This is a genomic window from Mesorhizobium sp. WSM4819 (assembly GCF_055811215.1).
Genome location: NZ_JBVVQO010000002.1, coordinates 160398 through 181177, shown reverse-complemented (window position 1 = coordinate 181177; position 20780 = coordinate 160398). Strand labels below are relative to the sequence as shown.

Sequence of the window (20780 nt, the reverse complement as noted above, 5' to 3'; positions counted from 1 at the left end):
GCTTATAGCGCCGCCTTTATCTTCTGCGCAAACCGGCGGAGGTCCGAGCGCTCGTAGGGCTCGCGCATACCGTGCCCCCACACCGGGCCCGGCCAGCCGGGATCGCCTTCCGAGCGCGCGATGACATGGACATGCAACTGGCGGACGATGTTGCCAAGTGCGCCGCTGTTTATCTTGGTGCAGCCGGTCACGCTTTTCAGCGCCTGCGCCACCATATTGGTCTCGAAGGTCAGCATCGCCTGGTCGAGCGGCGTCAAATCATGGATTTCCTCCGCGCCCGGCCGCTGCGGCACCAGAAGCAGCCACGGCCAGCGGCGGTCGTTCATCACCCGCAACTCGCACAGGCCGAGCCACATCAACTGCTCGCTGTCGGCCTCCAGACGAGCATCCAGCGTGAATCCGGCCTCGAGGCCCGGCGACATCGGCGTTTCCTTCACTTTTGTAGTATTTTTTTACTCCATGGACGCTAGAGCGGCCGCCGTTAGCCCGCAAGAGGGCGGCAAGCGAATCAAGGCCTATCGTGGCGATGATGGTCCGGCGAAGAACTCAGGGTATGGTCTGCCAAGACTTTGGGCTGGAATGAAGTCACCATCTCGCCCTCTCTGGTCTGCCGGTCATGGCTTTCGCTCATCTGTTCTTGCTTTGTGCCGGCCGCTATGCCAGTAGTTTCAACTTGGTGCTTAATCGCGCCAGCGATCCGCCTCCGAGGCGGTTTTTTTATTTTCTGGTTTCGCCGCCTGTCACTGCGCCCTTGCATTTCATCGCCGGATTGCCGATATGGGAGCCGGGAGGTTGGTGGTGGACGGTCCACTCGCCAACCGGGTCAGGTCCGGAAGGAAGCAGCCCTAACGAGCCCGGAACGGGTCATTGTTCCAGCCTCCCACCTCTTCGCCTTTCTCCCGCGACATTGACGGCGCCAAGCCCTGCGGGCGAAACTATGCGCAGGAATCGGCCGCCTTGAGCCGCGGCCCTTGGAGCTTTACGGGCGAATGAGCGAAGCCGGAAATTCGGGAACGGAAAAAGCCGCCGCCTATCGCGTTCTGGCGCGCAAATACCGTCCTGCCAATTTCTCCGAACTGATCGGCCAGGAGCCGATGGTCCGCACCCTCACCAACGCTTTCGCCACCGGCCGCATCGCCCAGGCCTGGATGCTGACCGGCGTGCGCGGTGTCGGCAAGACGACGACGGCGCGCATACTGGCGCGGGCCCTGAACTACAAAACATCTGATGTCGACCAGCCTTCGGTCGATCTTGCCGTGCCGGGCGAGCATTGCCAGGCGATCATGGAAGGCCGCCATGTCGACGTCATTGAGATGGACGCCGCCTCGCACACCGGCATCGACGACATCAGAGACATCATCGAGCGCGTGCGTTACGCGCCGGTGTCGGCGCGCTACAAGGTCTACATCATCGACGAAGTGCACATGCTCTCGACGCAGGCCTTCAACGGCCTGCTGAAGACGCTGGAAGAGCCGCCGCCGCACGTCAAATTCATTTTCGCCACCACCGAAATCAGAAAAGTTCCGATCACCGTTCTGTCGCGCTGCCAGCGCTTCGATCTCAGGCGTATCGATGCCGGCACGTTGGTCGCGCACCTCTCCTCGATCGCCAGAAAAGAAGGCATCGCGGTCGATGACGACGCGCTGGCGATGATCGCCCGTGCGGCCGAGGGCTCGGCGCGCGATTCGCTGTCCATTCTCGACCAGGCGATCGCCCATGGCAGCGGCGTGGTCAGCGCCGAAGCGGTGCGCGCCATGCTCGGGCTGGCCGACCGCGCCCGCATCGTCGACCTGTTCGAACATGTGATGAAAGGCGATGTGGCGGCCGCACTGGCCGAATTCCGCAACCAGTACGACACCGGCGCCGATCCGGCCGCTGTGCTGACCGACCTGGCCGAGTTCAACCATCTCGTCACCCGGCTGCGCTTCGTGCCGACAGCCCTCGAGGACGCCTCGCTGTCAGAGGACGAGCGACGGCGCGGCGCCGATTTCGCCAAGGCGCTGTCGGTCAGGGTGCTGTCGCGGACCTGGCAGATGCTGTTGAAAGGCATTCCCGAGGTGCAGTCCTCCAACCGGCCGGTCAGCGCCGCCGAAATGGTGCTGATCCGGCTGGCGCATGCCGCCGACTTGCCGACACTGGACGAGGCGCTGAAATCGCTGGAGGGCGCAGCGTCGGTGCCGAATGGCGCGCCACGCTCGAATGGTGCACCCGCAACCCCTGCCGCCGCAAATCCCGGCCCGGCAAATCCCGGCCCAGCAAATCCCGGTAATGGCGGCGCCAGCGTGGCGCAGACGCGGATGCCGGCGGCCAATGGCGGCGCCCAGACCATGCGGCTGGTCGAACCCGAGCCGATGCCTGCGCCTTTCGTTCCGGCGCCGGAGCCGGTCGCCGATGCGCCGCCGGTGCCGGTGAAATCGCTGGCCGACATCATCGCCCTTGCCGACGCCCAGCGCGACATCGCCTTCAAGGTGCTGGTCAAGCGCTGCGTGCGCCTGGTGCGCATCGAGCCGGGCCGCATCGACGTCAGCCTGACCGACGACGCGCCGAAGATGCTGCTCAACGATCTGACCGCCAAATTGCGCGCTTGGACCGGACGCAGCTGGCTGGTGTCGCTGTCGAAGGAAGCGGGCGGCCAGACGCTGGCCGAGATGGAATCGACCAAGCGCGAAAACGCCCTCCTTGATGCCAAGAGCGACCCGACCGTCGCCGCCATCCTGGCGCGTTTTCCCGGCGCCAAGATCATCGACGTGCGCATTCCCGACGCACCGGAAGCCGATGCGGTGGAGGCCGAGGTTCCGATCGAGCCGGCCACCGACGAAGACGAAACCTGAGCAACCGAAGGTCAGCGAAGCAAAAAAAAATGGGAGCCGGTTTTCGGAGACGATCATGCTTAAAAAAGAAACAAATCAATCGTAGAGGACCACGCGATGAAAGATCTTCTCGGCCTGATGGGCAAGGCGAAAGAAATGCAGGCCAAGTTCCAGGCCATGCAGGACGAGATCGCCACGTTGGAAGCCACCGGACAGGCCGGCGGCGGCCTGGTCAGCGTGACGCTGACCGGCAAATTCGAGATGAAGTCCCTGAAAATCGACCCGTCACTGTTCAAGGAGGACGAGGTCGAGATTCTGGAGGATCTGCTTCTCGCCGCCCACAATGACGCCAGGGCCAAGGTCGAACAGATGATGCAGGAAAAGACCCAGGCACTGACCGCAGGACTGCCGATTCCGCCGGGAATGAAGCTGCCGTTCTAAGAGGCTTGGAAACTCTACTCCGGCGGCCATCTGATGGCGGTTTCTGCGCTTCCGGTGCTCACGGACCCAAAATGTCCGCTCCGCTCCGGTTCTCGAAACCACCACCATATGACTCGCCGGAACGACTTTCCAACAGCCTCTCAGCTGTATTGATGGTTGTGCCGATCGAGCGAGTCCGGGGAGCGCACCGCTTCACCGTCTGCCCGCCCGCTGTGTCTATTGGGCAACTCCGCAGACTTAATAACGCTTTAGCCATCTTTTTGCCCGAAAGTGTCTCATTCTTGCCGCAACCAGGGGCGGGCTGGCGACAGAATGAGGGATATCTTTGATCGTGACCCGATGGAAGACGCCGTTGCTGCTCGGCGTCATCACCTCTCCGCTGTTTTTGGCCGCCTGCAGTCAGACCACGCACGGCCTGTCCGTGGCCAGCCTGACCGATACCGCCAGGTCCCGGCCCTACAATCACACGGCGAAGGACAAGGAGTGCCTCCAGCGCGCGATGTTCTTCGAATCCAACCGGTCGAGCCGCGACGGCATGATTGCCGTCGGCACGGTGGTGATGAACCGGCTGCGCTCCGGCAAGCACGGCAACACCATCTGCCAGGTGGTCGGCGAACGCGGCCAGTTCGCGCCGGGCGTGATGACACGGCCGATGAATTCGAAGGCGATGCCCGATGTCGAGGAAGCTGCCGAGGCGGTGCTCAGGGGCGAGCGCAAGGCCAAGCTGAAGAACTCGATGTTCTTTCACACTGCCGGCCTGCGTTTCCCTTACAAGAACATGCACTACACCATGGTCGCCGGCGGCAACGCCTTCTACGAAAAGCGCGGCCGGAACTGGAAACCGTTGCCGGACGAGCCAACGGTCGCGGTGGCGCAGGCGACGCCGCGGCGGTCGCGCGCCGCACCGGTGACGCTCATGGCCTCTGCGGCGCCGGCCGCCAAATTAACACCGACCAAGGCAACCTATGTGACGGCGGTCGCATCGCAACCGGCAAAGGCTACTCCAGGGAAGGCAACGCCGGAGAAGGTGACCTTTGTGGCGATGCAGGAGCCGGACGCCGCCCGTTTCGGCAGCACCGCCGGTGCGCAACCGGCTAGTTCATTCCCGACGGCGCCGGCCGAGCCGACGATGTCGTTTGAATCGACACCCGAGAATACCGATGCCATCGGTGCGATGATCGCCGGCCAGGGCAGGCCGCTGGAAGCCTACTGAGCTATTGATAGTCGACGTCGGCAGCGCAAGCCGACGCGATTGTCCCGCAGCAGCGTCGTTGCGCTCGAAGGACACGCGCCGCTGCGGTGTTCCAAAACCCATTGAAAAATCCTAAACCGATGCGATGTCGAAGCGAATCGCCGGTCCCGAGATCGAACGCCTGATCCAGCTCCTGGCCAAAGTGCCGGGGCTTGGGCCCCGTTCGGCCAGGCGGGCAGCGCTTCACCTCATCAAGAAGAAGGAGCAGTTGCTGTCGCCGCTCGCCGCCGCTATGAGCGAGGCGGTGGATAAGGTGCGCATCTGCTCGACCTGCGGCAATGTCGATACGTCCGACCCCTGCATGATCTGCACCGATCCGCGCCGCGACGCCGGCACGCTCATCGTCGTCGAGGACGTGGCCGACCTGTGGGCGCTGGAGCGGGCGGCCGCCATGAATGTCCGCTATCACGTGCTCGGCGGCTCGCTGTCGCCGCTCGACGGCATCGGCCCCGAGCAGCTCAACATCCGCTCGCTGGTCGACCGCGTCGCCGGCGGCGAGGTCAAGGAGGTGATCCTTGCCGTCAACGCCACCGTCGAGGGCCAGACCACCGCGCATTATCTCACCGATCAATTGTCCGGCTTCGATATCAAGGTGACGCGGCTGGCGCATGGCGTCCCGGTCGGCGGCGAACTCGACTATCTCGACGAAGGCACGCTGGCCGCCGCGCTGCGCTCGCGAACGGCGTTTTGAGGCTGTTGGGGGGAGGTGCTTCTGAAATGACTGCGTTCCGTGGCATCCCCCTCTGTCCTGCCGGACATCTCCCCCTCAAGGGGGGAGATTGGCTGTCGCGTTGGCTTTCGCTATTCTTCAACGTTGCAAGAGTGGCGACAAGATTGAAGCTGCCGATCTCCCCCCTTGAGGGGGAGATGTCCGGCAGGACAGAGGGGGGTGGGACGGATCGCTGCTTTCACAAAGTCGCGTTTCTCCTCGCCGCACTGACTGCATTCCTCCTCGCCACCACTCCCGCCTCCGCCACAAAACTCGACACCCAGTTCCGTGCCTGGCTCAACAACGACCTCTGGCCCGAGGCCAACGCCAAGGGCATCTTGAGAAAAACCTTCGACGCCGCCTTCGACGGCATCAAACCGAACCTCAAACTGCCCGACCTGGCAATGCCGGGCAAAAAGGCGACGACGCCGCAAAAGCAGCATCAGGCGGAGTTCGGTTCGCCCGGCGCCTATTTCGCCGAAAAGACGGTTCGCGCCGTGACCGCTGGTGGGCGCACCCGCAAGGCGGCCAATGCCAGGACCATTGCCGCGATCGAGAAGCGCTACGGCGTGCCGGGCGAGGTGCTGCTGGCGATCTGGGGCCGCGAGAGCGGCTTTGGCGCGGCGAAAATGCCTTACGACGCCTTCGAAGTGCTGGGGACCAAGGCCTTCATGGCGACCAGGAAGGATTTCTTCCGTACCGAGCTTATGGCAGCGCTCGAGATCGTCGAGCGCGGGCTGGCCCCGGTCGGCGCGATGAAATCGTCATGGGCCGGCGCACTCGGCCAGCCGCAGTTCATGCCGAGTTCGTTCCTCAAACATGCCGTCGACTTCGATGGCGACGGTCGGGTCGACATTTGGAACTCGGTGCCGGACACGCTGGCCTCGATCGCCAACTACCTCGTCCATTATGGCTGGGTGAAGGGCCGCGGCTGGGGTTTTGAGGTGACGGTGCCGGAAGCGGTCTCCTGTTCGCTCGAAGGCCCCGACCAGGGCAAAAGGATTTCCGAGTGGGCTGATATGGGCATCAAGCGTGTCGCGGCAAGACCGTTCCCGGCGCGCGAATTGAAGGCCGAAGGCTTCCTTCTGATGCCGGCCGGGCGCAGCGGTCCGGCCTTCATCGTCACGCCAAATTTCTACGTGCTGAAGCAATACAACACCAGCGATCTCTACGCCCTGTTCATCGGCCACGGCGCTGACCGCATCGCCAACGGCGACAGCAATTTTTCTGGGCGCTGGGGCGCGGTCGGCGGGCTCCACAGGTCCGATATCGCCGCCTTGCAGCGGGCGCTGGAGGCCGAGGGCCACGATGTCGGCAGCGCCGACGGCCTGCCCGGTTTCAAGACGCGCCGGTCGATCGGCAAATGGCAGGCCAGGAACGGTCGCGCCGCCACCTGTTTTCCCGACGCCGACCTGGTCACCGCGTTGAAATAGCTGCGCTCCGGGTTGTTGCTTCCGGCGGTGGTGGCTGCCTGATCTGGCCCAACAAACAGCTTTGCAAATGCTCGTTGCCGCGCCTGAAACCGCCGGATATGGTGAGGCCGAACTGGATAAAAATCACCAGGACGACCGGTTCAGGGTCACCGTTCGATTAGAGCGCCGCGCGTCCGTTGGACACGCAAAGGACGCTCTAAGACTTTGAACTACACATCGTGCTTGCCGAAAATCGATTCCGATTTTCGGGCCGATGTGTCAAGTGAATGCCAAACCCTGAGCCGGGAACTCAGGTCAACAAAAACAGGGAACAGTTAAAAATGATGATGGAAAAGTTTGCCCTACGCTCCCGCGTCCTGCTTGCCGGCGCAGCCATGTCCGCGCTGCTTCTGGCCGGTGCGCCTGCCCTTGCTGTCACGCCGGCCGACACGCTGGTCGAGGGTTTCGCCATCGACGACATCATCTCGATGGATCCGGGCGAGGCGTTCGAGCTGTCGACCGCCGAGGTCACCGGCAACACCTACGACCTGCTTGTCCGCCTCGACTTGAGCGACACGTCCAAGGTCAAGGGCGATCTCGCCGAAAGCTGGACTGTCTCCGACGACGGATTGACATACACTTTCAAGCTCAAGCCCGGCCTGAAATTTGCCTCGGGCAATCCGATCACCGCGGCTGATGTCGCCTACTCGTTCGAGCGCGCCATCAAGCTCGACAAGAGCCCGGCCTTCATAATCGGCCAGTTCGGCATCAATGGCGACAACGTCACCGAGAAGGCCAAGGCCGTCGATGACACGACGTTCCAGTTCACGGTCGACAAGGCCTATGCGCCGAGCTTCGTCCTGAACTGCCTGTCGGCAACAGTCGCGTCGGTCGTCGACGCCAAGCTGGTCAAGGAGCATGCCGCCGCGGTGACGCCCAGTGCCGACTACAAATACGACAACGACTTCGGCAACGCCTGGCTGAAGACCGGCTATGCCGGCTCCGGCGCCTTCAAGCTGCGCGAATGGCGGGCCAACGAGGTCGTCGTCATGGAGCGCAACGACAATTACCACGGCGAAAAGGCCAAGCTCGCCCGCGTCATCTATCGCAACATGAAGGAAAGCTCGGGCCAGCGCCTGGCGCTGGAGGCCGGCGACATCGACGTTGCCCGCAATCTCGAGCCGAACGACCTCGACGCCATCGCCAAGAACGCCGATCTCACCACCACCAGCGCGCCGAAGGGCACGGTCTTCTACATCAGCCTCAATCAGAAGAACCCGAACCTCGCCAAGCCGGAGGTTCGCCAGGCCTTCAAATATCTCGTCGACTATGATGCCTTGAGCTCGACCATCCTCAAGGGCATCGGCGAGATCCACCAGACCTTCCTGCCAAAAGGCGTGCTTGGCGAGCTGGACGAAAATCTGTTCAAATTCGACCTCGCCAAGGCCAAGGAACTGCTCGCCAAGGCCGGCTTGGCCGACGGCTTCAGCGTCACCATGGACGTACGCAACACCCAGCCGGTGACCGGCATGGCGGAATCGTTCCAGCAGACGCTCGGCCAGGCCGGCGTCAAGCTGGAGATCATTCCCGGCGATGGCAAGCAGACGCTGACCAAATACCGCGCTCGCAATCACGACATCTATATCGGCCAGTGGGGCCAGGATTATTTCGATCCGAACTCCAACGCCCAGACCTTCGCCAGCAACCCCGACAATTCGGATGAAGGCAAGACCAAGACGCTGGCCTGGCGCAACGCCTGGGACATTCCGGACTTGACCAAGCAGACCGAAGCGGCCCTGCTCGAGAAGGATCCGGCCAAGCGCGCCGCAATGTACCAGGATCTGCAGAGGAAGATTCTCGAAACCAGTCCTTTCATCATCGTTCACCAGCAGCTGGAAGTGGCCGGCCTGCGCAAGAACCTCAAGGGCTTTGCGCTCGGCCCGAGCTTCGACACCAATTTTGTCAGCCAGATCTCCAAGGAGTGACGCCGGCGGACGCGCCGCATGAGTACTGTTGAAAGCGAAGCGACGGCACGGCGCGGCAGCGCTCGCACCGTCGCTATGGCGTCGTCGATCGCCCGTTTCCTGGTCATCGCGATAACCACCTATCTCGGTCTTCTCGCGGTGACCTTCTTCATCGGCCGGGTGATCCCGATCGACCCGGTGCTGGCGGTGCTCGGCGACCGGGCGCCGGCCAATGTCGTCGAGCGCACCCGCCGCGAGATGGGGCTCGACCTGCCGCTGATCGAGCAGTTCTACATCTATGTGAAGAATGCCCTGAACGGCAATTTCGGCACCTCGGTGCTGACCACCAATCCTGTCATGACCGACATCCGCCGCGCCTTTCCGGCGACGATCGAACTGGCGACGCTGGGAACGCTGATCGGTGCTTTGCTTGGTGTGCCGCTCGGCGTGCTGGCCGCGGTCCGGCGCGGCAGCATCATCGACCAGATCGTGCGGATCATCGGCCTGGTCGGCTATTCCGTGCCGATCTTCTGGCTGGGACTGCTGGCGCTCGTGCTGTTCTACGCCAGGCTGCAATGGGTGGCTTTTCCCGGCCGCCTCGACATCGTCTACGAATATACCTTCACCCCGATCACCGGCTTTTATCTCCTGGATGCGCTGTGGCAGCGGCAGTGGGATGTGTTTCGCGACGCCTTTCGCCACATCATCCTGCCGGCCTCGCTGCTTGGCTATTTCTCGCTCGCCTATATCAGCCGCATGACGCGATCGTTCATGCTGAACGAGCTTGCCCAGGAATATATCGTCGCGGCGCGCGCCAAGGGCCTGTCGGAAACGCGCATCATCTGGGGCCACGCGCTACGCAACGCCGCGGTGCCGATGGTCACCGTGATCGCACTCTCCTATGCCGGTCTGCTCGAAGGTTCGGTGCTCACCGAGACCGTGTTCTCATGGCCGGGCATCGGCCTCTACATCACCAATTCCCTGCAGAACGCCGACATGAACGCCGTGCTCGGCGGCACCATCATCATCGGCTCGGTGTTCATCGGCATCAATCTGCTGTCCGACCTGCTTTATCGGGTGCTCGATCCAAGGACCAAGGTACGATGAGCAGAGGTATTGCACTTTCGGGCTTGGCTGCGGCCAATCACCCCCACTCCAGCCCTTCGGGCCACCTCTCCCCCTGCCCGGGGGAGAGGAAAAGCTGGTCGCACGCTTGGCGCCTTTCCTCTCCCCCGTCGAACGGGGGAGAGGTGGTCTGCGAAGCAGACCGGAGTGGGGGTCGACAGCTTCAAGAGGTATCGCCATGACCGCCTCCCACGCCGGCCCCCTCTCCCGCCGCGACTGGCTGCTCAGCGAGCGGCCGGCGTCGCGCATGCAGGCCAGGCTCGGCCGCGCCTATGTCGCGTGGCGGCGCTTTTCAGCCAACCGGCTGGCGTTTCTCGGCCTGCTCATCATCATCGCTTTGCTGGTGGTCGCCGCCTTTGCCGATGTGCTGGCGCCCTATTCGCCGACATTCGGCGACCTCAAGGGCTCGCGGCTGCTGGCGCCAAGTGCCGAGCACTGGTTCGGCACCGACGACCTCGGCCGCGACATCCTTTCGCGCGTCATCTTCGGCTCGCGATGGACGCTTTACGTCGTCATTCTCGTCGCAGTCATCGCCGCTCCTATCGGCCTGCTGGTCGGCACCGTCGCCGGTTATGCCGGCGGCTGGATCGATGCGATCCTGATGCGTATCACCGACATCTTTCTCGCCTTTCCGAAGCTGATCCTGGCGCTGGCCTTCGTCGCCGCACTTGGCCCTGGCATCGAGAATGCGGTGCTCGCCATCGCCGTCACCTCATGGCCGCCCTACGCCCGTATTGCGCGTGCCGAAACGCTCACCGTGCGCAATTCGGATTACATCAAGGCGGTGCAATTGATGGGCGCCTCGCCGTTCCGCATCGTGCTGCGCCATATCATGCCGCTCTGCATCTCGTCGCTGATCGTCAGGGTGACGCTCGACATGGCCGGCATCATCCTGACCGCCGCCGGTCTCGGCTTCCTTGGCCTCGGCGCGCAACCGCCGCTGCCGGAATGGGGCGCGATGATCGCGTCGGGCCGCCGCTTCGTGCTTGACCAATGGTGGGTGGCCGGTGCACCGGGCTTTGCCATCCTCATCGTCAGCCTCGGCTTCAACCTGCTCGGCGACGGCCTGCGCGACGCGCTCGACCCGCGCAGTGGTGACCAATGAGCACGCTTCTCGAGGTCGACGATCTGCGCGTCACCTTCCCGACGCGCACCGGCCGGATCGAGGCGGTGCGCGGCGTTTCCTTTTCGCTCGGCCGCGAACGGCTCGGCATCGTCGGCGAGAGCGGTTCCGGCAAGTCGCAGACCGGCCGCGCCATCATGGGCCTGACCCCGCCGCAGGCCGAGGTCACGGCCAGCAAACTTGCCTTCGACGGCATCGACCTGCTCGCCGCCTCGCCCCGCGACCGCCGGGCGCTGCGCGGCAAGCGCATCGCCATGATCCTGCAGGATCCAAAATACTCGCTCGACCCGGTGATGAGCATCGGCCGCCAGATCGTCGAGACGCTGCGCACGCATGAAAAGGTCGGCAAGGCGGAAGCCCGCGACCGCGCGCTTGCCATGCTGGAGGCGGTGCAGATCCGTGAACCCGCCCGTGTCTTCGACCTGCATCCGCACGAGGTGTCGGGCGGCATGGGCCAGCGCGCCATGATCGCCATGATGCTGATTGCCGGGCCGGAGATGATGATCGCCGACGAACCGACCTCGGCGCTCGACGTCACCGTTCAGCTCGACGTGCTCGGCATCCTCGACAGGCTGGTCAGCGAGCGCGGCATGGGCCTGATCTTCATCTCGCACGATCTGCGCCTGGTCTCGTCCTTCTGCGACCGGGTGATCGTCATGTATGCCGGCAAGGTGGTCGAGCAGCTCAAGGCGTCGGAGCTCGGCCGCGCCCAGCATCCCTACACGCGCGGCCTGCTCAACTGCATGCCCAAGATCGGCGCCGACCGCCACCCGCTGCCGGTGCTCGACCGCAAGCCGGAGTGGGCGGCATGACGGCAGCACTTTCCGTCGACAGGCTGGAGGTGGTCTTCGACCGCTTTCGCGCGCTGAAGGGTATCAGCCTCGCGGTGCAATCCGGCGAATCCTTCGGCCTGGTCGGCGAATCCGGCTCCGGCAAATCGACGCTGCTGCGCGCGATTGCCGGCCTCGCGCCGGCCGCTTCGGGCAGCATCACCGTCAACGGGAAAAAACTCGGCAAGCGCCGCGACAAGGCCTTCTATCGCGAGGTGCAGATGGTCTTCCAGGACCCCTACGGCTCGCTGCATCCGCGCCAGACCGTCGACCGCCTGCTGCAGGAGCCGCTCGCCATCCACGGCTTTGCCGATGGCGAGAAGCGCATCCAGCGGGCGCTCGACGAAGTCGGGCTCGGCACCGGCTTCCGCTTCCGCTATTCGCATCAATTGTCGGGTGGCCAGCGCCAGCGCGTGGCGATCGCACGGGCGCTCATCCTCGAACCGGCGATCCTGCTGCTCGACGAGCCGACCTCGGCGCTCGACGCTTCCGTGCAGGCGGAGGTGCTCAACCTGTTGGAAGACATCCGGCGGCGGCGCAAGCTGACCTTCCTGATGGTCAGCCACGACCTCGCCATCATCACCCATTTGTGCGAGCGGCTGATGGTGATGCAGAACGGCGAGGCGGTCGAGCATCTCACCGCTGATGACCTCGTCGAGCGCCGCGTCAGCAAGGATTATACGCGCAATTTGCTCAGGGCGAGCGACGGGTTTGTCAGGGCTTAGAGTATCTTTTTATTCCATATGTCGCATTCCTTCGCGCCCCCCTCTGGCCTGCCGGCCATCTCCCCCACAAGGAGGGAGATCGGCAGCTTCATCGACGGCGCTCCTCCTGCAGCGTTCGCGATTGGCGAAACCATCAATGACAGCCAATCTCCCCACCTGTGGGGGAGATGGCCGGCAGGCCAGAGGGGGGGCGAAGGAACACGACGCCAAAGGCGGCGGGCCCAATTGCCTGGCGGCGGTCCCGGCAGGCCCAATCGCCTGCCACCGGTGCCAACTTGAGGAAAACATGAAATAAGGCCAGAACAATTCCCGGCAATCATCCAAACGAGAACGGGCGTCGGCCCGGTGAGGGAACATCATGAAGAACTCTGCCATTTCCGAACGCAAGAACCAGTCGATCTCGCGCGGCGTCGGCATGACCACACAGATTTATGCCGACCGCGCCGAGAACTCGGAAATCTGGGATGTCGAAGGCCGGCGCTACATTGATTTCTCGTCCGGCATCGCCGTCGTCAACACCGGCCACCGCCATCCCAAGGTGATCGAGGCGGTCAAGGCGCAGCTCGACCGCTTCACCCATACCTGCCACCAGGTGGTGCCCTATGAGAGCTATGTCAGGCTGGCCGAACGGCTGAACGGCTTGCTGCCGGGCAGATTCGACAAGAAGACGATTTTCGTCACCACCGGTGCCGAAGCGGTGGAGAACGCCATCAAGATCGCCCGCAACGCAACCGGCCGTCCGGCGGTCATTGCCTTTGCCGGCGGCTTCCATGGCCGCACCTTCATGGGCATGGCGCTGACCGGCAAGGTTGTGCCCTACAAGGTCGGCTTCGGCGCCATGCCGGCCGATGTTTTCCACGCGCCGTTCCCGGTGGCGCTGCATGGGATCACGGTCGCCGATTCGCTGGCCGCGCTCGACCGGCTGTTCAAGGCCGATGTCGATCCGGCCCGCGTCGCCGCCATCATCGTCGAGCCGGTGCAGGGCGAGGGCGGATTTTACGAGGCGCCGCGCGACTTCATGACGGCGCTGCGCAAGATCTGCGACCAGCACGGCATGCTGTTGATCGCCGACGAGGTGCAGACCGGTTTTGCCCGCACCGGAAAGATGTTCGCCATGGATCATCACGAGGTGGCGCCCGACATCACCACCATGGCCAAGAGCCTTGCCGGCGGCTTCCCGCTGTCGGCGGTCACCGGCCGCGCAGGGATTATGGATGCGCCCAGCCCCGGCGGGCTCGGCGGCACCTATGGCGGCAGCCCGATCGGCGTTGCCGCGGCGCATGCCGTGCTCGACGTCATCGACGAGGAAAAGCTCTGCGACCGCGCCAACACGCTGGGCAACCGGCTGAAGCAGCGGCTGCAATCGATCCGCGACGACACGCCGGAGATCGTCGATATCAGAGGCCCGGGCTTCATGAACGCTGTCGAGTTCAACGATGTGAAAAAGGGCCTGCCGTCGGCCGAGATCGCCAATGCGGTCCGGCTGAAGGCGCTCGACAAGGGCCTGATCCTGCTCACCTGCGGCGTCTACGGCAACGTCATCCGCTTCCTCGCTCCGATCACCATCCAGGACGGCGTCATGAACGAAGCGCTCGACATCCTGGAAAGCTCGATCCGCGAGGTCCGCGCTGCTTGAGCGGATCTTTCCGGGCGTTGGCGCTGCTCCTCACCCTTACCCTCTCCCCGTGAAAAACGGGGAGAGGGGGCGCCAGCGTTGCGATCAGCCCCTTCTCCCCGTCCTTCACGGGGAAAAGTGCCCGGCAGGGCGATGAGGGGCAGCGCCGAGATCGACAATTGGCGGGCGGCTCCCTACTCCGCGGCGCGGACGGGCTCTACCTGCTGGAAAGCGGCGAGCGCCGCCTTCAATCCGTCCGGTCCTGTCGCGACCGTCTGCGGCGTCGGCGAAAAGCCGGCGCCGAGCATCTTGCGGCCAAGCATGTGGTCGCCAGGCCGGTTGACCGATTCGATGCCGAGCAGACGATTCCCAGCATAGTGGTAGATGGAGAACCGGTTCTCGTTGACGTCGCCCAGCACGACATGGCTGTCGCCGCCCGAAATCAGGCCGACCATCTGCAGCTTGATGTCACCGACGTCGGACCAGAACCACGGCACCGCCGCAAAGGCGTCCGCATGCCCGACAACGGTGCGTGCTGCAAGACGCGCCTGGTCGGTCGCATTCTGCACCGATTCCAGCCGCACATCGCCGCCGGTGAGCCAGTGCCGGTAGGAGGCGGCATCGCCGATGGCGAGGATTTCGGGCACCGACGTGCGCATCTGCTGGTCGACGCGGATGCCGTTGGCGACAGTGATGCCGGCGGCTTGCGCCAGTTCGACATTCGGCACGACGCCGATGCCGATGATGACCATCTGCGCCGGCAGCCGATCGCCGGATGCGGTGATTGCCGCCGAGACATGGCCGTTCTCGGCTTCGAGCCGTGCAATCGTGGTGCCGGTGACAATGCGCACGCCGGTCGCTTCCAGCCGCTGCCGCACGTGGCGCGCGATGATCGGCGCCACCGCCCGGCCGAGCAGCCGGTCGACCGCCTCGACCACGATGACCTTGCGGCCGGCCGCTGTGAGCGTCGCGGCGATCTCCAGCCCGATGAAGCCGCCGCCGAGGATGACGACATCCTCGCTCTGCGCGCTCAATTCGCGGATCAGGCGCGCGTCGGCGAGCGAGCGCAGCGACACCACGCCCGAAAAATCCGAACCCGGCAGCGACAGCATGCGCGGCCGCGAACCGGTCGCCAGGATCAGCCGGTCGAACGGCAGTGTGCCGCCATCCGATAGCTCCAGCCTGCGGCCGCCGGCATCGATGCGATCTATGCGGACGCCCAGCCGGTAGTCGATCGCGCTGCCGGTATAAAAAGCCTCGCCGCGCAGCGGCTGCGGTTTGGCCTCCTGATCCTTGATGAAGGTCTTCGACAGCGGCGGCTTGTGGTAGGGCAGTTCGTCCTCATCGCTGATGAGGATCACGGGTTCGTCGTAGCCGTCCTCGCGCAGGCTGGCGGCCGCTTGCACGCCCGCATGACCCGCACCGACAATGACCACACCGTTTTTCATCGCAGCCCCAATTCCTCATCTCTCCTAGGCGTTATCCAAGTCTAGGACGTCTCGCCAAGTGGCGATTGTCTGACGCCGCCGCAAGACCACCCTTGCGGGTCGCACCCGGAATGGCGGTCTGTCAATCGTTCGTTCGACGGCGGCGCGGCAAATACGGCTAAAGTTGATACTTGCAGTTTAGAATAATTCTAAACTGTTGTTTCAATTGGCTTTTCTCTCTGAAATTGGTTGACTTCCGGCACCTTCATCGCTTTATGGAAGCGTGCGCGTCAAGCGCATCCCTTTGATGTCTGGGCCTTGAACCCTTTCGATTGGAGGCATTTCGATGTCTTTCTTCCGCAAACCGCGCTGTGCCGCGGCCTGTATATCGCTCAATGGCATGGATCTGCCTTGGCGCCGATTGCCTGCCGACGCGCCTTTGGCGCCGGCATTTTCACTGAATTCCCGAGGGAGATGACAATCATGAGAGCGATGATCACGGCGCGATATGGCAGCAGGCTTGCAGCGATCGGCGCCACGGTGGCCTTGACGGCGGCGATATTCGTGCTGCCGGCCAAGGCGGAAACCGATGCCAAGGCGGTCATCAAGACCTATTCCGATGTTGCGCTCGCCAAATATGAGGATTCGCTGACCACGGCGCAGGCGCTCGGCAAGGCCGTCGACGCGCTGCTCGCCAAGCCTTCGGTGGAAACGCTCACCGCCGCCCGCGAGACCTGGAAAGCGTCGCGCGTTCCCTATCAGCAGACCGAAGTCTATCGCTTCGGCAACGCCATCGTCGACGACTGGGAAGGCAAGGTGAACGCCTGGCCGCTGGACGAGGGCCTGATCGATTATGTCGCCGAGAACTACGGCACCGAGTCGGACGCGAATGCGCTCTACACCGCCAATGTGATCGCCAACAAGTCGATCGAGATCGACGGCAAGAAGATCGACGCCACCAATCTTACTCCCGAGTTCCTCTCCGGCACGCTGCAGGAAGCCGGCGGCATCGAGGCCAATGTGGCGACCGGTTATCACGCCATCGAATTCCTGCTGTGGGGCCAGGACCTGCACGGCACCGGCCCGGGCGCTGGCGAACGGCCCTATACCGACTACGACCTCGCCAACTGCACCGGCGGCAATTGCGATCGTCGCGCGCAGTACCTGAAGTCGGCGAGCGAGCTTCTGGTTTCCGATCTGCAGGACATGGTCGACGACTGGAAGGAAGGCGGCGCCGCCCGCAAGAACCTTGTCGATGGCGAGCCGAAAGCCGGCATCTCGACCATCCTCACCGGCATGGGCTCGCTGTCCTACGGCGAACTCGCCGGCGAGCGCATGAAGCTCGGCCTGCTGCTGCACGACCCGGAAGAGGAGCATGACTGCTTCTCCGACAACACCTACGATTCCCATTTCTACGATGCCGTCGGCATTCGCGCCGCCTATAAGGGCAGCTACACCCGCCTCGACGGCACCGTCGTCGAAGGACCGTCGGTATCCGACATGGTCAAGGAGGCCGATCCGGCTGTCGACAAGGAACTGTCGGACAAGCTGGATGTCACCGTCGCCAATATGGAGGCGATCAAGGCGCGGGCGCTTGGCGGCGAGGCCTATGACCAGCAGATCGGCGAAGGCAATACGCAAGGCAACGCCACCGTGCAGGCGGCGATCGACGCGCTGGTCGACCAGACCAAGTCGATCGAACGCGCCGTCGGCACCCTGAAACTCAATGCCATCGCCTTCGAGGGCTCGGACAGCCTCGATGCGCCGGACAAGGTGTTTCAGTAAGGCGTCGATGCCCGGAGCCCGAACCGAAAGTCCAGGCTCCACTAAGAAAATAAGCCACATGGCGCCGAGCACGCGCCGTCAGCCACACAGAGCAAATAATGCTGATCTGCCATTGCAACATCATCACCGAGAAGGAGATTGAGCAGACGATCGTCGGGCTGCTGGATCAGGATCCCTGGCAGCTTATCGTGCCGGCGAAGATCTATCATGCCATGCAGAAGCGTGGTCGCTGTTGCGGCTGTTTCCCAAATGTGGTCGAAACGATCATTCGGGTAACCGAAAATTACCACGCCCGCTCGGAGGCGAGCGGTGTGGATGTCGTTTCACACCTGGATCGCGTCAGAGGCCTGCGCGTCCAATACGGGAGCAGAACCCATGAAAGGCGAACAACAGATCATAGAGCGGCTTAACGAGGCTCTGTTTCTGGAACTTGGAGCAGTCAATCAGTACTGGGTGCATTTCCGCCTGCTGGAAGACTGGGGATACGCCAAGCTGGCAAAGAAGGAACGCGCGGAATCGATCGAGGAGATGCACCATGCCGACCGGCTCGTGGCCCGCATCATCTTCCTTGAAGGCCATCCGAACCTGCAGTCGGTAGCGCCGCTGCGCATCGGACAGAATGTCAAGGAAGTGCTCGAATCGGATCTTGCCGGCGAATATGACGCGCGCACTGCCTACAAACGGTCGCGCGAGATTTGTGACGAAGCAGGTGACTATGTGACGATGAAGCTGTTCGAGGATTTGTTGTCCGACGAGGAAGGTCACATCGACTTCCTCGAGACGCAACTCGACCTGCTCGCCTCGATCGGCGAGGAAAAATACGGCCAGCTCAACGCCGCATCGGCCGACGAGGCGGATTAGGGACATGCGGGAATGCGGCGCCGCTTAGACTACTTGCGCCGCTTGCGGCGGGCCGAGGATTGCGGCCTGCCGTCCCAGCACAACCCGCGATACGGCTGGCTTCGCCGGCTTTCGCCTGCCGTAGTGGTCGCGCTGACCGCCTCGGCGTTGGCCGGCGCGCCCGAACCGGCGGGTCTCGCCACCAGCCGTGCCGATCTGACGCCGAAGGATCTGGCGCGCGTCATTGCCATCGCCAGGCCGACCAGGGATTTCTCCAAGCCCGAGCAGTTCGAGCCGATGCCGGGCGGCGCCGGCACGTCGCGGAAAGGCGCCAACAAGGACGCTTTCTCGCAATCTTCCGCCAATATCACTTTCGAGGAACAAGGCACCTTCAAGCTCGGCAATGCTCTTTTCCGCAAGAACTGGGTGTCGTCGCCCTCGTCGACCCAGGCATCGGACGGGCTTGGTCCGCTGTTCAACGAGCGGGCGTGCCAGAATTGCCATCTGAAGGACGGTCGCGGTCATCCGCCGCAAGCCGACAGCGGCACCACCTCGATGTTCCTGCGGCTGGCGCAGCAGGCGAGCACCGAGGAGGAGAAAGCAGCGCTCGCCGCCGGCAAGGTGCTCAACTTCCCTGATCCGGTCTACGGCTCGCAATTGCAGGAACTGGCCGTTCCGGGCCTTCGCGGCGAAGGCAGGATGCGTGTCGACTATCAGGAGCAAAAAGTCACCCTGCCGGACGGCACCGTGGTTTGGCTGCGCAAGCCGAGCTATTCGGTCGATGATCTTGCCAACGGGCCGCTCGATCCGCACACCACGCTTTCGCCGCGCTTGACGCCGCCGATGATCGGCCTCGGCCTGGTCGAGCAAATCGCGCCGGCCGACATTCTCGCCAGTGCCGATCCGGACGATCGCAACAGTGACGGCATCTCCGGAAAGCCCAATATTGTGCGCGACGGCCACAGCGGCGAGCCGACGCTCGGCCGCTTTGGCTGGAAGGCGCAGACCCCTTCGATTCGCCAGCAAGTGGCGGACGCATTCGCTGGCGACATCGGCATTTCGACGCCGGAAGTGCCGAACCACTGGGGCGATTGCACCGCGGCCGAAAAGAACTGCCTTGCCATGGCAAACGGCGTACAGGAGCGCCTCGGCCCAGTCGAGGCGCCGCCGCCGGTGATGGACCTGGTCACCTTCTATTCGCAAAACCTCGCCGTGCCGGCGCGGCGCGATCTCGACAAGCCCGATGTGCTGGCCGGCAAGAAGCTGTTCTACGACATGGGCTGCATTTCCTGCCATACGCCGAAATTCGTCACCCGCCGCGGCACGCCCAACAAGGCGCAGGCCTTCCAGCTGATCTGGCCCTATTCCGATTTTCTGCTGCACGACATGGGGCCGGGCCTGGCCGACGGGCAAGCGGTGGGCGATGCCAGCGGGAGCGAATGGCGCACGCCGCCGCTGTGGGGCATCGGTCTTACCCAGACCGTCAACGGCAACAACTTCTTCCTGCACGACGGGCGGGCGCGCACGCTGACCGAGGCGATCCTGTGGCATGGCGGCGAGGGGCAGAAGGCGCGCGACCGCTTTGCCGCCGCCGCCGCGCCCGATCGCGCCGCACTGATCAAATTCCTGGAGTCGTTGTGATGTCGAAGCGTCTGGCGTTTGTCCTGGTTTTCCCGCTGGTCCTCGCCGGCGCATTGCCGGCGTCCGCAGCGGTGAAGGCTTCCGACGTGATCCAGCGAGCGATCGACGGCTTTGTCCGCCCGGCCTATGCACGCCTGCAAGACCATGCCGACAGCCTGAGCAAGGCAGTGCGCACGCTGTGCGACGCGCCTTCGCAGGACCATCTCGATGCGGCGCGCGCCGAATTCTCCGGCACCGTGGATGCCTGGTCGGTCGTCGAGATCATCCGCATCGGACCGATCACGCAGATCAACCGGCTGGAACGCATGCTGTTTTGGCCGGACCGCAAGAGCATCGGCCTGAGGCAGGTGCAGGCGGCGTTGGCCAGTAAAGACCGGACCGCCGCCGATCCGGCCCATCTGGCGAAAAAGAGCGTCGCCATGCAAGGGCTCGGCGCGCTGGAATTCGTGCTTTACGGCGATGGCGCCGAGCGGCTCGCCGGCAGGGACGATCCCTATCGCTGCGCTTACGGCGCGGCCGTCGCCGGCAACATCGAAACGATTGCCGCCGAGGTCAGCGACGCCTGGAACAAGCCCGACGGCTTTGCTGCACTTTGGGCCAATCCGGGGCCGCAAAACGCACTCTACCGCGACGGCACGGAAGCGGTGACCGAATTGGTCGGCGTCTTCATCAACGAACTGGAGATGGTCCGTGACGTGCGCCTGAAAGGTTTTCTGGGCAGTAGCCCGCAGGCCGACAAGCCGAAACAGGCGATCTACTGGCGTTCACAAAACACCGCGCGTTCGCTGACCGGAAATCTTTCGGGGATGGACGCTCTGTTCCAGGCTTCGCAGCTTGGCGACGCGCTGTCGCCCGATGCGCGCTGGATGGCGGAATCGATCCACATTCAGCTCGTCAACGGCGCCGCCGACGCCACCGCCATCAGAGGCCCGATCGACAAGGCGCTTGCCGATCCGGCGCTGCGCCAGAAGCTCGACCACTTCTCGCTTGTGACATCCAGCCTGTCGACCCTCATCGGCACCAGGCTAACCGCCGAATTCGGCCTGACCGCCGGGTTCTCGTCGCTCGACGGAGACTGATT

18 protein-coding genes and 1 other RNA gene are annotated in these 20780 nt (G+C 63.7%); 17 read left to right on the top strand and 2 right to left on the bottom strand.

Annotated features, from left to right (window positions below):
- Nucleotides 1-2: 2 nt before the first annotated feature.
- The gene (locus tag AC0L18_RS02960) at nt 3-422 is read right to left on the bottom strand and encodes an HIT domain-containing protein (protein ID WP_023802081.1); all 420 of its coding nucleotides are present in this window, start codon (nt 420-422) and stop codon (nt 3-5) included.
- 365 nt (nt 423-787) lie between these two features.
- Here AC0L18_RS02960 and ffs point away from each other — a divergent pair.
- The 12 genes from ffs (at nt 788) to AC0L18_RS02900 (ending at nt 14027) form a co-directional block, all read left to right on the top strand.
- An RNA gene (ffs, locus tag AC0L18_RS02955) (signal recognition particle sRNA small type) lies at nt 788-884 on the top strand.
- 105 nt (nt 885-989) lie between these two features.
- Nucleotides 990-2831: a DNA polymerase III subunit gamma/tau gene (locus AC0L18_RS02950; protein WP_473490544.1), complete on the top strand. Its 1842-nt coding sequence runs from the start codon at nt 990-992 to the stop codon at nt 2829-2831.
- Between the two features lie 96 nt (nt 2832-2927).
- A complete protein-coding gene (locus tag AC0L18_RS02945; protein WP_023802083.1) occupies nt 2928-3251 on the top strand; it encodes a YbaB/EbfC family nucleoid-associated protein in 324 nt (107 codons plus the stop codon).
- A 325-nt stretch (nt 3252-3576) separates the two neighbouring features.
- On the top strand, nt 3577-4464 hold the full coding sequence (locus tag AC0L18_RS02940) for a cell wall hydrolase (RefSeq protein ID WP_473490543.1): 888 nt from the start codon (nt 3577-3579) through the stop codon (nt 4462-4464).
- Between the two features lie 124 nt (nt 4465-4588).
- Nucleotides 4589-5194 (top strand): recombination mediator RecR, encoded by a 606-nt coding sequence (recR, locus tag AC0L18_RS02935; protein WP_023802085.1) that lies wholly within the window; start codon nt 4589-4591, stop codon nt 5192-5194.
- A 176-nt stretch (nt 5195-5370) separates the two neighbouring features.
- Nucleotides 5371-6645, top strand: coding sequence for a lytic murein transglycosylase (locus AC0L18_RS02930; protein WP_473490542.1), 1275 nt, complete (start codon nt 5371-5373; stop codon nt 6643-6645).
- A gap of 320 nt (nt 6646-6965) precedes the next feature.
- Nucleotides 6966-8609: an ABC transporter substrate-binding protein gene (locus AC0L18_RS02925; protein WP_287207008.1), complete on the top strand. Its 1644-nt coding sequence runs from the start codon at nt 6966-6968 to the stop codon at nt 8607-8609.
- An 18-nt stretch (nt 8610-8627) separates the two neighbouring features.
- Entirely contained in the window at nt 8628-9695 is a 1068-nt protein-coding gene (locus AC0L18_RS02920; RefSeq protein WP_473490541.1) for an ABC transporter permease, read from the top strand.
- A gap of 196 nt (nt 9696-9891) precedes the next feature.
- On the top strand, nt 9892-10818 hold the full coding sequence (gene nikC, locus AC0L18_RS02915; protein WP_473490540.1) for a nickel transporter permease: 927 nt from the start codon (nt 9892-9894) through the stop codon (nt 10816-10818).
- Complete coding sequence (locus tag AC0L18_RS02910) at nt 10815-11648, top strand: ABC transporter ATP-binding protein (RefSeq protein WP_473490539.1); 834 nt, start codon at nt 10815-10817, stop codon at nt 11646-11648. The genes nikC and AC0L18_RS02910 overlap by 4 nt, the downstream gene beginning before the upstream one ends.
- Nucleotides 11645-12391 (top strand): ABC transporter ATP-binding protein, encoded by a 747-nt coding sequence (locus tag AC0L18_RS02905; protein WP_473490538.1) that lies wholly within the window; start codon nt 11645-11647, stop codon nt 12389-12391. Before AC0L18_RS02910 ends, AC0L18_RS02905 begins: the two co-directional genes overlap by 4 nt.
- A 358-nt stretch (nt 12392-12749) precedes the next feature.
- Nucleotides 12750-14027 (top strand): 4-aminobutyrate--2-oxoglutarate transaminase, encoded by a 1278-nt coding sequence (locus AC0L18_RS02900; protein ID WP_473490537.1) that lies wholly within the window; start codon nt 12750-12752, stop codon nt 14025-14027.
- Nucleotides 14028-14200: 173 nt separating this feature from the next.
- Here AC0L18_RS02900 and AC0L18_RS02895 read toward each other — a convergent pair whose 3' ends face one another.
- Nucleotides 14201-15454, bottom strand: coding sequence for an NAD(P)/FAD-dependent oxidoreductase (locus tag AC0L18_RS02895; protein ID WP_473490536.1), 1254 nt, complete (start codon nt 15452-15454; stop codon nt 14201-14203).
- A gap of 471 nt (nt 15455-15925) precedes the next feature.
- Between AC0L18_RS02895 and AC0L18_RS02890 the strand changes: the two genes are divergently transcribed.
- The 5 genes from AC0L18_RS02890 to AC0L18_RS02870 all read left to right on the top strand — a co-directional run bounded on the left by AC0L18_RS02890 (nt 15926) and on the right by AC0L18_RS02870 (nt 20778).
- Nucleotides 15926-17218 carry an imelysin family protein gene (locus tag AC0L18_RS02890; RefSeq protein ID WP_473490676.1) on the top strand — a complete coding sequence of 431 codons (1293 nt, stop codon included), beginning with the start codon at nt 15926-15928 and terminating at the stop codon, nt 17216-17218.
- 98 nt (nt 17219-17316) lie between these two features.
- Complete coding sequence (locus tag AC0L18_RS02885) at nt 17317-17628, top strand: (2Fe-2S)-binding protein (RefSeq protein ID WP_023802096.1); 312 nt, start codon at nt 17317-17319, stop codon at nt 17626-17628.
- The gene (gene bfr / locus AC0L18_RS02880) at nt 17594-18079 is read left to right on the top strand and encodes a bacterioferritin (protein ID WP_023802097.1); all 486 of its coding nucleotides are present in this window, start codon (nt 17594-17596) and stop codon (nt 18077-18079) included. The genes AC0L18_RS02885 and bfr overlap by 35 nt, the downstream gene beginning before the upstream one ends.
- Nucleotides 18080-18091: 12 nt before the next feature.
- Complete coding sequence (locus AC0L18_RS02875; RefSeq protein WP_473490535.1) at nt 18092-19699, top strand: di-heme oxidoreductase family protein; 1608 nt, start codon at nt 18092-18094, stop codon at nt 19697-19699.
- Complete coding sequence (locus AC0L18_RS02870; protein WP_473490534.1) at nt 19699-20778, top strand: imelysin family protein; 1080 nt, start codon at nt 19699-19701, stop codon at nt 20776-20778. The genes AC0L18_RS02875 and AC0L18_RS02870 overlap by 1 nt, the downstream gene beginning before the upstream one ends.
- Nucleotides 20779-20780 lie beyond the last annotated feature (2 nt).

Bases quoted from the DNA above. Each gene is read 5' to 3' on its own strand.
- AC0L18_RS02945 (WP_023802083.1), top strand. From the start codon at position 2,928: ATGAAAGATCTTCTCGGCCTGATGGGCAAGGCGAAAGAAATGCAGGCC.
- AC0L18_RS02910 (WP_473490539.1), top strand. From the start codon at position 10,815: ATGAGCACGCTTCTCGAGGTCGACGATCTGCGCGTCACCTTCCCGACG.
- AC0L18_RS02900 (WP_473490537.1), top strand. From the start codon at position 12,750: ATGAAGAACTCTGCCATTTCCGAACGCAAGAACCAGTCGATCTCGCGC.
- AC0L18_RS02920 (WP_473490541.1), top strand. From the start codon at position 8,628: ATGAGTACTGTTGAAAGCGAAGCGACGGCACGGCGCGGCAGCGCTCGC.
- AC0L18_RS02870 (WP_473490534.1), top strand. From the start codon at position 19,699: ATGTCGAAGCGTCTGGCGTTTGTCCTGGTTTTCCCGCTGGTCCTCGCC.
- AC0L18_RS02895 (WP_473490536.1), bottom strand. From the start codon at position 15,454: ATGAAAAACGGTGTGGTCATTGTCGGTGCGGGTCATGCGGGCGTGCAA.
- AC0L18_RS02925 (WP_287207008.1), top strand. From the start codon at position 6,966: ATGATGATGGAAAAGTTTGCCCTACGCTCCCGCGTCCTGCTTGCCGGC.
- nikC (WP_473490540.1), top strand. From the start codon at position 9,892: ATGACCGCCTCCCACGCCGGCCCCCTCTCCCGCCGCGACTGGCTGCTC.
- recR (WP_023802085.1), top strand. From the start codon at position 4,589: ATGTCGAAGCGAATCGCCGGTCCCGAGATCGAACGCCTGATCCAGCTC.
- AC0L18_RS02875 (WP_473490535.1), top strand. From the start codon at position 18,092: ATGCGGCGCCGCTTAGACTACTTGCGCCGCTTGCGGCGGGCCGAGGAT.
- AC0L18_RS02890 (WP_473490676.1), top strand. From the start codon at position 15,926: ATGATCACGGCGCGATATGGCAGCAGGCTTGCAGCGATCGGCGCCACG.
- bfr (WP_023802097.1), top strand. From the start codon at position 17,594: ATGAAAGGCGAACAACAGATCATAGAGCGGCTTAACGAGGCTCTGTTT.
- AC0L18_RS02930 (WP_473490542.1), top strand. From the start codon at position 5,371: ATGTCCGGCAGGACAGAGGGGGGTGGGACGGATCGCTGCTTTCACAAA.
- AC0L18_RS02960 (WP_023802081.1), bottom strand. From the start codon at position 422: ATGTCGCCGGGCCTCGAGGCCGGATTCACGCTGGATGCTCGTCTGGAG.
- AC0L18_RS02905 (WP_473490538.1), top strand. From the start codon at position 11,645: ATGACGGCAGCACTTTCCGTCGACAGGCTGGAGGTGGTCTTCGACCGC.
- AC0L18_RS02950 (WP_473490544.1), top strand. From the start codon at position 990: ATGAGCGAAGCCGGAAATTCGGGAACGGAAAAAGCCGCCGCCTATCGC.
- AC0L18_RS02885 (WP_023802096.1), top strand. From the start codon at position 17,317: ATGCTGATCTGCCATTGCAACATCATCACCGAGAAGGAGATTGAGCAG.